This window comes from Mucilaginibacter sp. P1_A3 (assembly GCF_056406855.1).
Window position 1 is genome coordinate 15,886 of sequence record NZ_JBFTZJ010000021.1, and the last position, 11,229, is coordinate 27,114.

11 protein-coding genes are annotated in these 11,229 nt (G+C 40.9%); 7 read left to right on the forward strand and 4 right to left on the reverse strand.

Annotated elements, in window-relative coordinates; translation table 11 throughout:
- Positions 1–91: 91 nt before the first annotated feature.
- Complete coding sequence (locus AC1D0K_RS30040; protein WP_477395300.1) at positions 92–1,024, reverse strand: hypothetical protein; 933 nt, start codon at positions 1,022–1,024, stop codon at positions 92–94.
- Between the two features lie 245 nt (positions 1,025–1,269).
- On the opposite strand from AC1D0K_RS30040, the gene AC1D0K_RS30045 reads away from it, so the two are divergent.
- The 5 genes from AC1D0K_RS30045 to AC1D0K_RS30065 all read left to right on the forward strand — a co-directional run bounded on the left by AC1D0K_RS30045 (position 1,270) and on the right by AC1D0K_RS30065 (position 7,548).
- Entirely contained in the window at positions 1,270–2,079 is an 810-nt protein-coding gene (locus tag AC1D0K_RS30045) for an SDR family oxidoreductase (protein WP_477395298.1), read from the forward strand.
- Between the two features lie 123 nt (positions 2,080–2,202).
- Positions 2,203–3,519: an MFS transporter gene (locus AC1D0K_RS30050; protein ID WP_477395296.1), complete on the forward strand. Its 1,317-nt coding sequence runs from the start codon at positions 2,203–2,205 to the stop codon at positions 3,517–3,519.
- A gap of 119 nt (positions 3,520–3,638) precedes the next feature.
- Positions 3,639–5,495: a Fe-S protein assembly chaperone HscA gene (gene hscA, locus AC1D0K_RS30055; protein ID WP_477395294.1), complete on the forward strand. Its 1,857-nt coding sequence runs from the start codon at positions 3,639–3,641 to the stop codon at positions 5,493–5,495.
- Positions 5,496–5,517: 22 nt separating this feature from the next.
- Positions 5,518–6,534, forward strand: coding sequence for a hypothetical protein (locus tag AC1D0K_RS30060; protein ID WP_477395292.1), 1,017 nt, complete (start codon positions 5,518–5,520; stop codon positions 6,532–6,534).
- A 312-nt stretch (positions 6,535–6,846) separates the two neighbouring features.
- Positions 6,847–7,548: a hypothetical protein gene (locus AC1D0K_RS30065; protein WP_477395290.1), complete on the forward strand. Its 702-nt coding sequence runs from the start codon at positions 6,847–6,849 to the stop codon at positions 7,546–7,548.
- Positions 7,549–7,577: 29 nt separating this feature from the next.
- On the opposite strand, the gene AC1D0K_RS30070 is transcribed toward AC1D0K_RS30065, so the two are convergent.
- Entirely contained in the window at positions 7,578–7,868 is a 291-nt protein-coding gene (locus AC1D0K_RS30070; RefSeq protein WP_295713023.1) for a hypothetical protein, read from the reverse strand.
- A 122-nt stretch (positions 7,869–7,990) separates the two neighbouring features.
- Between AC1D0K_RS30070 and AC1D0K_RS30075 the strand changes: the two genes are divergently transcribed.
- A complete protein-coding gene (locus AC1D0K_RS30075; RefSeq protein ID WP_477395288.1) occupies positions 7,991–9,115 on the forward strand; it encodes a tetratricopeptide repeat protein in 1,125 nt (374 codons plus the stop codon).
- Here the strand turns inward: AC1D0K_RS30075 and AC1D0K_RS30080 are convergent.
- Together AC1D0K_RS30080 and AC1D0K_RS30085 are read right to left on the reverse strand one after the other, a co-directional pair.
- Positions 9,112–9,696: a riboflavin synthase gene (locus AC1D0K_RS30080; RefSeq protein ID WP_477395286.1), complete on the reverse strand. Its 585-nt coding sequence runs from the start codon at positions 9,694–9,696 to the stop codon at positions 9,112–9,114. The genes AC1D0K_RS30075 and AC1D0K_RS30080 overlap by 4 nt on opposite strands.
- Positions 9,697–9,783: 87 nt before the next feature.
- On the reverse strand, positions 9,784–10,281 hold the full coding sequence (locus AC1D0K_RS30085) for an SRPBCC family protein (protein WP_295713017.1): 498 nt from the start codon (positions 10,279–10,281) through the stop codon (positions 9,784–9,786).
- A gap of 141 nt (positions 10,282–10,422) precedes the next feature.
- Here AC1D0K_RS30085 and AC1D0K_RS30090 point away from each other — a divergent pair, with 141 nt between their 5' ends.
- Positions 10,423–10,884, forward strand: coding sequence for an NUDIX hydrolase (locus AC1D0K_RS30090; protein ID WP_477395284.1), 462 nt, complete (start codon positions 10,423–10,425; stop codon positions 10,882–10,884).
- Positions 10,885–11,229: the final 345 nt, after the last annotated feature.

The following is an 11,229-nucleotide window of genomic DNA, read 5'->3' on the forward strand; positions in this document are numbered from 1 at the left end:
TGTAATAAGCATTTACAGCCATAAATTAAAACGCCTGATTTCTGTAAAGATCTCAGGCGTTTTTGTTAAACATAGGTGTAGAGTAGGGGTATTATTTATACTTCACATTAGGGAAATCCTTTTGCGCTTGTTTAAACTCTTTTTCCCATTCGTCGGGCCATCCAAAGGCGATGGTTGCCTGTGCTTTAAGGTTCACCCCGGCTGCACCGCTCCAAAAGTGGATAAACTCGCCATAGTTAAGGTCGCGGCTGTATTCTTTGCCGTTTTTGGGGAAGTTGGCAGCCAGTAGTTCAAAATACCGGTTTAAAACTGCCTTGCCGCCGTGCTGACTATAAATAGGGTAGAACCAGTTTTTAAACCACTGCGTACCAGGGCGGGGAAAATTATCCTTAGCGGTTTGCATCTGCTGGTATATAGCCTCTGCCTCATCATTACTACCAAGTGCTTTCAGTACATCATAAATATAAATTTCCATCCATTTACTATCGCCCCAAAGCGGAAAAGAAGGAGAGTTTTTGATGCCCTTTGATGCCCCTTCAACAATGTGCCCAACTTCATGTACCGGAATCCGGATGTTGTTGCCGTTAGGTTCCATCCAGGCATTAAGATCGCCCAGGCCAACATCTATCACGTTACGGTTATCATGGCTGTCATCAAAATAAGAAGCCGGGTGGCCACCGCCATATTTACCCGAATGAAAAATGACAAATAATCGCTCATCGCTGCCAAACTTGCCGTATGTTTTTTTGGTATACTTCCACACATCAGCCATTATTTTAAAAGGCCAGGTAATGCTGCGGTTTACATCGTCATCATAATATACGGCTACATTATCATCATAAAATACCCGTGTTAATAATTGTTTATGTTCAAACCAGTGTTCCTGCCACTTGAGGGGCGGGATGCCGGCCGTATCTGCCAGATTTTGTTGTGGGTGAATTTGTTTCAAAGGGTCATTTTTCCCGTATGCCAGGGAAATACCCCCTAAAAACAAACCTACGAGCGCATACTTGATTTTTGTCATATAATGAAAAGGTGATTTGGTAAAACGTTTTATCTATTTTATTCAAATATAACCAAGTAATCAGAAAAATAAACAGGAAAATAACATTGTCTTAAATATATTTATTGATTTTGATGGGTAGTTTTGTTTCCGTTGTTTTTATTTAACATCCATTATCGGGTAACAGTTATAATTTTATAGTTTTATAAAATTATTCCCTGCATAGAATAATTCAACACTTAAAATATTCAATCACTATTTAAAAAATGAAAAAAGTAATTCTTGTAACAGGGGCATCATCCGGATTAGGTTTGGCCACAGCCACAGCTTTGGCAGCCGAAGGGCATACGGTTTATGGTACAACACGTGATATTAAACGCATATCCGGCGTAACATTTAATCCGCTGCAAATGGATGTTACCGATGATGCATCTGTAAACGCGGCTATCAATAAAATCATTAAGGCCGAAGGCAAGATAGATGTATTGGTTAATAATGCAGGTAATGGTATCACCGGGCCGCTGTACTCGATGCCTGTTGATGCTGCAAAAAAACAATTTGAGGTTAACTTTTTTGGTGTAGTACGGGTAAGCAGCGCCGTTTTACCGGGCATGATAGAAAAAAAACAAGGATTGGTGATTAACATCGGCTCATTGGCCGGCCTGTTTGGTTTGCCATACCAGGGGTTATACAGCGCATCAAAATTTGCTATTGAAGGATACTCTGAAAGTTTACGCATGGAGTTACAAAATACCGGTGTTAAGGTATCGGTAGTAAACCCTGGCGATTTTAAAACCGATTTTACAGGCAACCGCGAAAAGCTTCCGTTCACCCTGAAAAACGATCAGCTTAAAAAAGAATTTGATGCTGCTGTAGCTGCCATGGAAAAGGACGAAAGCATAGGTGCAAGTCCGGATAAACTGGCCGCGCAGATCTGCAAAATAGTAGCCAAATCAAAACCCGCTCATAGTTACCTGGTAGGGGCTATAGGCCAAACCATTGTGCCTACTCTTAAGGCCATTTTACCCGGCCCCATATTCGTGAAACTAATGAACGATCATTACGGGATTAAGTAATTTTAGGAGTGAGTAGTTGATTGGTTGGATTAGGTGAGTGGTTTTTTTAACTGTTCTAACTAATCAACTATTCACTCAATCAACCTAATCAACCCCTCACTTAATCAACCACTCACCTTTACAATGAAAGAAAAAAACGATAAAAAAACTATCTGGGCCTGGGCTATGTTTGATTGGGCCAACCAGTCATACAATATGGTGATCACATCTACCATATTCCCGGCTTACTATGTGGGTATTACCCAGGATAAAAATCCGGGTGGGATGGTGTCCTTCTTTGGGCATAAATATGTAAACACGGTTTTGTCTAATTATATTCTCGGGCTCTCATACCTCATTATTGTAGTGCTCCTGCCTATATTAACGTCGATTGCAGATTATAAAGGCCATAAAAAATTGTACATGCAGCTTTTCACCTGGCTGGGTACACTTGCCTGTTTTGGTTTGTTCTTTTTCAAGATGGAAACCTTTGAGTTTGGTATGATCTGTTTCGGCTTGGCTTCTGTTGGCTATTGTGGTGGCTTTGTGTTTTATAACTCCTATCTGCCCCAGATAGCGACCGTTGATAGGCAGGATGCCGTAAGTGCCAAGGGTTTTATATATGGCTTTGCAGGTAGTATTGTAGTGCAAATACTTTGTTTTGTATTTGTATTGGGGCACAAATGGTTAGGTATAACCGAAGATTTTTCGGCCCGGTTATCGTTTCTAATCGTGGCCTTATGGTGGATAGGTTTCTCGCTGATTCCGTTTTACCTGCTGCCAAAAGGTGTACCAAACGCAGGTTCACATGAGTACAATGTATTTACCGGTGGATTTAAAGAGCTGGCTAAGGTTTTTAAACGGGTAAAACAACTTCCTTTGTTGAAACGGTTTTTACCTGCATTTTTCTTTTACTCCGTAGGAGTGCAAACCATTATGCTGGTGGCGGCCAATTTTGCTGCCAAAGAGCTTAAAATGCCCGATGAAGACTTGATCACTATTATTTTGATCATACAGGTAGTGGCCATCATCGGCGCCGCTATTACAGCAAAAGCATCCGAAAAATATGGTAACATAAAAACCTTATCGGTCATAGTGGCTGTTTGGTGTGTAATATGCGCCGGAGTTTACTTTATTGCCAATGCCCACCAATTTTATGTGGCAGCAGTATTTGTAGGGATTGTTATGGGCGCGGTTCAGTCCTTATCCAGGTCAACCTATTCCAAATATATTCCACAAAATATCCCGGATACCGCATCATACTTCAGTTTTTATGATGTTACCGAGAAACTATCCATTGTGGTAGGCTTATTCACCTTTGGTTTTGTGGAGGCCGTAACTCACGAAATGCGCGATTCTGCATTGGTGCTGGATGGCTTTTTTGTGATCGGCTTTTTGCTGTTATTGTCGTTGCTGGTTTTTGAAAAGAAAGCAAAGGTTGTGGAGGCTGTTGTAGCGTAATTGTTTAATCCCGGTTCAGACTAAATCATAGCCCTTTTACCTGAATTTAATAATTAGAGATTGAAAAGACACTGCATCAGTCAAAACTAAGTACATTTGCGGTTTGTTAAGTAAAAGTAATGGCTAAAGTTTCTATCAACCTGGCAACAGGTTCTATACAAAAGGAAGATATTATTGTAGGTATTGATTTGGGTACCACCAATTCGTTGGTAGCGTTCATCAATCCTGATAAAAATCCGCAGGTAATAAACGATTTAGGCCGGGGTGTCCTGGTGCCTTCAGTGGTGCATTTTGGCCCAACGGGTGATGTGCTTGTAGGTAACGAGGCAAAGGATTATCTAATTACCGATCCGCAGAATACCGTTTTTTCTGTAAAGCGCTTGTTAGGTCGTAGTTATCACGATATCGAAAATTACAAAGACTTTTTCTCGTACAAAGTTATTGATGATGATACCGAAAGTCTGGTTAAGATAAAAGTAGGCGATAAATTTTATACACCGATAGAGTTATCGGCCCTGATACTTAAAGAGTTGAAGGCCCGTGCCGAGCACGCCATTAAAACCCCGGTGAACCGTGCGGTGATAACCGTTCCTGCCTACTTTAACGATTCGCAACGCCAGGCAACCCGCGATGCCGGTAAATTGGCCGGATTGGATGTTTTACGCATCGTGAACGAACCAACAGCTGCAAGTTTAGCTTACGGCATAGGCCTTGATCCCGAAGAAACCAAAACCATAGCCGTTTATGATTTGGGTGGCGGCACCTTTGATGTATCTATTCTGCAGATCCAGAATGGTATATTTGAGGTATTGGCAACCAATGGAGATACCTTTTTAGGCGGTGATGACTTCGACAGGATTATAGTTGATTACTGGATAGAAAAAAATAACCTTAACAAAGCCGAAATAATTGCCAATAATGAACTGGCACAGCAACTGCGTCTTAAAGCCGAAGAAGCCAAGAAAGCATTTGCTCACCAAAGCCTGTTTAACGAAAAGATAGGAGAAATATGGTGTACGCTTGATAGGAATACTTTTGAGCAATTAATTATGCCTAAAGTGCAGCAAACCATTACCAGTTGCCAAAACGCGTTAAAGGATGCCAAGCTTACCATACAGGAGATTGATGAAGTAGTGATGGTTGGCGGATCAACCCGCACGGCATTGGTTAAAAAGATGGTAGCGGAGTTTTTCGGTCGCCCGGTGCATGATGATCTTAACCCCGATGAGGTAGTTGCCTTGGGCGCTGCTATTCAGGCTGATATTTTGGCCGGTAACCGCAAAGATATTTTATTGCTTGATGTTACCCCGCTTTCTTTGGGTATCGAAACCATGGGCGGCTTGATGGATGTAATTATCCCACGTAACAGTAAAGTGCCAACTAAAGGCGGCAGGCAGTATACTACCTCCATTGATGGCCAGGTAAATATGAAAATAGCTGTTTACCAGGGTGAACGCGACCTGATTAAAGAGAACCGTAAATTAGCTGAGTTTAACCTCAAAGGTATCCCCAGCATGCCGGCCGGCTTCCCTAAGGTTGATATTAACTTTTTGCTGAATGCCGACGGTATATTAACCATACAGGCTATTGAACTACGTTCTGGCGTAAAGCAAGAAGTGGAAGTAAAACCTACCTATGGTATTACCGATGAGCAGGTAGAACAAATGCTGATGGATAGCATAACCCACGCTAAAGACGATGTAAGTCAGCGCATGCTGATAGAAGCCCGTACCGAAGGCGAGCAAATGATTTACACCGTGGAGCGGTTTTTGCAAAAGAACGGCAGCCATGTATCGGCAGATGAAACCGAACAGACCAATAAGCACCTGGCATCATTAAAAGACGCTATTGCTACAGGCGATAAGGATTTGATACTGAAAAACATAGATGAAATAAATGAATACACCCGCCCGTTTGCCGAACGACTGATGGATCAGGCGATAAGTACGGCAATGCGTGGTAAGAGTATTGAATAATATACAGTACTTAATTTTATAGATGAGAAGGATTACAGCGGTATTTACATTTTTGGCAGTTACGGCTGTTTTTTTATCAGGTTCATTAAATAAAGCTTACGCCAATAATGCTACTGGCCCAGGCAAAAAAGATACTACGCTGAAAAGTGTAGCGATGATTGATACCATGCGGTATGATTCATTGATGAAGAATTTGGCCAATGGTGATAAAACCGGTAAATGGCCGGTTAAAAAATCCCCGGTACCTCTTCCTGGCGCTATTTTGCCTTTTAACCGCATTGTTGCCTTTTATGGTAATATGTATTCTAAAAACATGGGTATACTGGGCGAGTTTGAACCCAAGGTGATGATGGCCAAATTAAAAGCCGAATGTAAAAACTGGGAACAAGCAGATACGCTTACCCCTGTAATCCCCGCCCTGCACTACATTTGTGTAACCGCCCAGGCCGATGCCGGCAGGAATGGATTGCACAACCTAAGGATGCCTTTTAGCCAGATAGATAAAGTGATTGACATGGCGAAGAGCATGAATGCTTTGGTTTTTTTGGACATCCAGGTAGGGTTTAGCACAGTACAAACAGAGCTACCATTATTGGAAAAATATTTGAAAATGCCCAATGTCCACTTCGGTATCGACCCTGAATTTTCTATGAAAGAGGGGAGCGTGCCGGGTAAACGCATTGGCACTTTTGATGCCGACGATATCAATTATGTATCCGGCTACCTGAGTTCGCTGGTAAAAAAATATAATCTGCCTCCTAAAATGTTTGTGGTTCACCGCTTTACCAAACGCATGGTTACCAATTACCAGGATATTAAACTACGCAACGATGTGCAGTTTATAATGGATATGGATGGCTGGGGTGGCCCCGAGTTGAAAAAAGGCACCTATAAATACTTCGTTGCCGGCGAACCGGTGCAGTTTACAGGATTTAAGTTGTTTTATAAAAACGATATAAAGAATGTTCCGCATAGGATGCTTACACCCAAAGAGGTATTGGCTTTAAAGCCGAGTCCGAGTTATATACAATATCAGTAGAGGGAGTCTCCTAAGTGCTAACTAAAGGAGATGATTTGAAAAGCTATATAGGTAACAAAATATTTAGGCTTTAATTAGTCATTCTGCTAGTTTAAAAATTCCGTAAATTCTCATTTAGCCAAATGCTATAGGGATAAAGAAGAAGCCTTGCGCCAAATTCGTTTTGCGCGTATAAAGGGTTGGCCAGCCCCATACAGCCAATTAATAAACACCTGCTTGCTAACGGGAACCCCGATTTTGTCTTAAAGCTTATGTAAGGTATATTCTTTATATGCTTTTCAAGTCATATATTAGCATACCTGAATAATCACGATGAAACCTGTTTTTAAATATATTTTAGTCCTTTTAATTGTTTTGGCCGGGAAAATATCGTTGGCCCAGAATATGGCAGAAATAAAAACAATGGTAAATGAGCAGAGCATGCAGATGAGCATGAACATGATGAACAGGATGAGCATGATGATGCTCAATAGGGGTGATTTTAACTTCAAACATAAGTTTTTTGCAACCATGGCAGATGGTAGCCGGAAGGAGATAGATTCACGGATTTTAACCGACGAAGCTACCCATAAAACTTACTTGCTTTATGTAGATAAAAATCTGCCAAGAAGTGATTCGAACAGAAATCAAAAAATATATCCTGATCAAACTCTTGGCATTGAACGTATTGGCTTTGCTTTAGTTGCTGATCCCAGATTTGCTTTTAAAAGTAATACTGTGGAAAAAATTTGGAAAGGTATTGCTAAAGACTCTTGTTGGATGTTCAAGGTCATATCGGGCGATATTAATGTTTATTCATGTTTAAGTGAGGAATACTATAATCAGAGTCTGGTTGTTGGAATCCAACTACATGATGATGGCCCCATCGTTAAATATAATGAAGAAAATTTAAAAGAGATTGTAGGTGATGATATTGATGCTTTAAAAGATATTCAACAAAAAAAATATTTTAAAGCGATAAGGAAATACAATCATAACAGACAGAAAGAAGCCGAAAAATCCGCAAAAAAGTAAATCCCCGTTTCCGGGGATTTTTACATTTTTTACAATTTGTCAATAGCGTCCTGTTCCTTTAATGCCGCGATATTGTTCTTATCGCTAAAGGTGTCTGTTTGGGTGGCAAAATCTTGCAGGATGCTTGCAATAGTGTCCAGGTTATCGGCTACACGTTGATGCATGTCGGGCAGATCTCTCTCCAGTCTCTTATCGCCTAACTCTATATTGTCAACTTCAATTTTGGCAAGCTTGGTGATAATGGCCTGCTGGCTATTCTTCAAATCCTCTAATTCATGGACAATTTTTTCCATCAGTCCGAATTTCTTTAACTTATCCATAGTGTTGTGTTTTTTAATTCTAATTATATATAGTTAACTCCAAATAATAAAAATTGTTTACCATTTGGATAATTCATCTATAACTAATAATTTAGTTTAAAATAACTAATCAATTAGTTGATATGAGAAATATATTAATCCTTTCTTTTTTGATCTGCTTGTTTAAAACGGTTGTTGCCCAGCAATTGCCGGCTACAAATGATGCTTTACTGCTGGATTATTACCAAAACCAGCGCTTTGCCGAAGCTGCCGATTTGCTCAAAAAAACTTATCCCGAGCCTGTGACCGATATAAAGGTTTTGAGCAAGCTGGCCTATACATCGCAAATGGCAGGTAAGTTGCCCGATGCGGAAGGCTATTATCAACGCATGTATAACATTGATTCCACAAACAATGCGGTGTTGTATAGCCTGGGCGCTATAAACCTGCGCAGAGGAAATAATGTAAAGGCCGAAATGTATTATAAAATTTTGAGTCAGAAGGATACCACCAATTTTTTAGTATTTAAACAATTGGGTAAGATAGCCATGGATAAAAGCGACTTTATAGCGATGGTGAATTACCTTGAAAAAGCAAACAGAATAAACCCCGCCGAAGCCGACGTGGCATCAGACCTGAGCGATATGTATGTAAGTTTAAAAAAGATAGATCTGGCCGATAAGGTGCTGAACGCGGCAATAACCCAGGATCCTGATAATATTGTATTGCTGCAAAGCTTGCTTAAACTAACCTCTGCCGAAAATAAGTATGCCGAAGAAAAGGCCACGTGTTTAAAGCTGATCGCGTTAGGTGCTCAATCAGGCTATGTGCTAACCAAACTGGAATCTGCCTATTATAATTTAAAAGAATATGCCTGCAGTGCAGAAACTTTTGCAAACATACCGCAGGTAAACCAATCAGAAACCAGTTGTTATATTGCTGCATTGGCCTACAAAGCTTTGAAAGATCAATCATCGGCCATTGAAGCAGGTATCTCGCCCAACATCAGTGATTATTATGCAGAAATGGCCGATAGTTATGATATAAAGTTGCGATACAAAGCAGCTATCTCTGCTTACCAAAAAGCCTTGCAGTTTGAGGAGAAACCTATCATTTACTACCTCATGGCAACCATGTATGATGGATCGCTTAAAAACAAAAAACTCGCGATAAAATATTACAGAAAGTTCGCGGGCAGCAAAATTACGGCTAAGCAGCAAAAATATGTGGCTTACGCGCAGGCAAGGGTTAATGAGCTTTCGCGTTAGCGGTTCATTAAGCGGGCTACGTATTTGCCGATAATATCAAATTCCAGATTAACGGTAGATCCTTCGCGCACGTTATGTAGGTTGGTATGCTCAAAGGTATAAGGTATAATGGCTACCGAAAAACTGTTGGCTTTAGAGTTTACTACGGTTAGGCTGATGCCATTTACGCAGATAGACCCTTTTTCGACAGTAACATTGCCGCTGGCTGCATCATATTCAAAGGTATATTCCCAGCTGCCATCGTGCTCTTTAAATGCAGTGCATACAGCGGTTTGGTCTACGTGGCCTTGTACAATATGGCCATCAAGCCGGGCGTTCATTTGCATGCAGCGTTCCAGGTTTACGGGTTCGCCGGTTTTTAGGTGTGCCAGGTTTGTTTTGCGCAGGGTTTCGTCAATAGCTGTAACCACATGAAAGCCATCGCCCAGGGCTATCACTGTGAGGCAAACCCCATTGTGCGCAACCGACTGATCAATCTTCAATTCATGTGCAATTGCCGATTCAACCGTGATATGTAAATTCCCCTGATCCTGTTTCAGATCGGTTACTTTCCCTAAAGTTTCTATGATGCCTGTAAACATAAACCCCTCCGGTCCCCTAAAGGGGGGACTTTGATTAGCTTCAAAGCTAAAAATATTGTGGGTTTAATATGTCAGCCAAAAATGAATTTATTTGAAATTACTGGCCAGGTCTGTGCGTTTATTGCGAAGATCATTACCATTCTCGATAACCGATTTAAGATTAGTGAGATAAAACGTCCAGCCCACCTGGCATTGTACATATAAGTTTTTGGATGGATCGCTTTCTTCCGGAATATTTTCCTGCGTTAGTTCCACAACGGTTAATCCGTATTTATTCTGGATATCTACCGTAACTATGCTTCCTCCCGAAAAGGTGAATTTAAGCAAATCACTGCCGTTATTCTCCAGCACCTGTCCATTCTCAACCGTGGTATCATCATAGCCATGCCAGTACCAGGAATAGGTATCTTCTTTTTTTATAAATTCTTCGGGATCGCGCAGGCGGCCGGCAATAGCGTAAAAGTCTGCCTTACGCAAAAACCATTTCTCAAGACCTGCAGGAGTTGCCCAGGCCTCGTAAATACTGCGTACATCTGTATCAAAATCCGCAGTAACTTTAAATTTACTCCATCTTTCGTCTGCCATGATTTGAATTATTTTAGTGATTGGGTTTCGATATAAAAATAACAATATTACTTTACGCTTGTATATAAAAAGCTAAAAGCTTAGTGCAAAAAGCTGAAAGCCTGTTATAAGTTTATTTATTGTATTTATAAAATTAACATTATGCCCAAACAGAGTGCCGGAGTACTCCTATACCAAAGGGTGAACAATATAATGCAGGTTTTCCTGGTGCATCCGGGTGGCCCCTTTTGGAAAAACAAAGATGATGGCGCGTGGTCTATCCCCAAGGGCGAGTATGAAGATGAGGAAGACCCACTGGATGCCGCGAAACGTGAATTTTATGAAGAAACAGGCAAGTATATTGATGGCCGGTTTATAAAACTCAATCCAATTAAACAAAAAAGCGGCAAAATAGTACAGGCCTGGGCTGTTGAGGGCGATATTGACCATCATAACATCAAAAGCAATTTTTTTGAAATGGAATGGCCGCCAAAATCCGGTAAGATTCAGCAATTTCCGGAAGTGGATAGGGGAGAGTGGTTTAGTATTGAGCAGGCATTGATTAAGATCAATCCCGGGCAGGTGGGTTTGCTGGAGGAGCTGGTGGAGCAAGTTAAAATATAATTTAATCTCAAGCTCCTCTCAATACGTTATCATCTGTTTCCTTTTATACAAACGTCAGCTTTGAAAGCAGGCAACCGACTCACCCGGCTACGCTCCGCTGGCCGACCCTCCTATGTTTGTTATCAAATGATAAATTAGATTAGCAGAATAAAAAGTGAAAGGAAATGAGAGCAGACGGCGACCCCAACAACCATAAGGTATGTTCAGAGAGAGAGACTGCCTCATTTCCTTTTACCCTTTAGAGTTTGAACAGAATGTAAGGAATATTGCTTAGCGATATATCCAGGATATCCAACCAGGAGAGCAAACGAAGAAGGGTTATTCACTTTTGATATATAATCAAAT

What these genes read in the sequence shown, in the direction of transcription:
- AC1D0K_RS30075 (WP_477395288.1), top strand. Translation starts at nt 7,991, where the DNA reads ATGAGAAATATATTAATCCTTTCTTTTTTGATCTGCTTGTTTAAAACG.
- AC1D0K_RS30080 (WP_477395286.1), bottom strand. Translation starts at nt 9,696, where the DNA reads ATGTTTACAGGCATCATAGAAACTTTAGGGAAAGTAACCGATCTGAAA.
- AC1D0K_RS30045 (WP_477395298.1), top strand. Translation starts at nt 1,270, where the DNA reads ATGAAAAAAGTAATTCTTGTAACAGGGGCATCATCCGGATTAGGTTTG.
- AC1D0K_RS30085 (WP_295713017.1), bottom strand. Translation starts at nt 10,281, where the DNA reads ATGGCAGACGAAAGATGGAGTAAATTTAAAGTTACTGCGGATTTTGAT.
- AC1D0K_RS30050 (WP_477395296.1), top strand. Translation starts at nt 2,203, where the DNA reads ATGAAAGAAAAAAACGATAAAAAAACTATCTGGGCCTGGGCTATGTTT.
- AC1D0K_RS30040 (WP_477395300.1), bottom strand. Translation starts at nt 1,024, where the DNA reads ATGACAAAAATCAAGTATGCGCTCGTAGGTTTGTTTTTAGGGGGTATT.
- AC1D0K_RS30060 (WP_477395292.1), top strand. Translation starts at nt 5,518, where the DNA reads ATGAGAAGGATTACAGCGGTATTTACATTTTTGGCAGTTACGGCTGTT.
- AC1D0K_RS30065 (WP_477395290.1), top strand. Translation starts at nt 6,847, where the DNA reads ATGAAACCTGTTTTTAAATATATTTTAGTCCTTTTAATTGTTTTGGCC.
- hscA (WP_477395294.1), top strand. Translation starts at nt 3,639, where the DNA reads ATGGCTAAAGTTTCTATCAACCTGGCAACAGGTTCTATACAAAAGGAA.
- AC1D0K_RS30090 (WP_477395284.1), top strand. Translation starts at nt 10,423, where the DNA reads ATGCCCAAACAGAGTGCCGGAGTACTCCTATACCAAAGGGTGAACAAT.
- AC1D0K_RS30070 (WP_295713023.1), bottom strand. Translation starts at nt 7,868, where the DNA reads ATGGATAAGTTAAAGAAATTCGGACTGATGGAAAAAATTGTCCATGAA.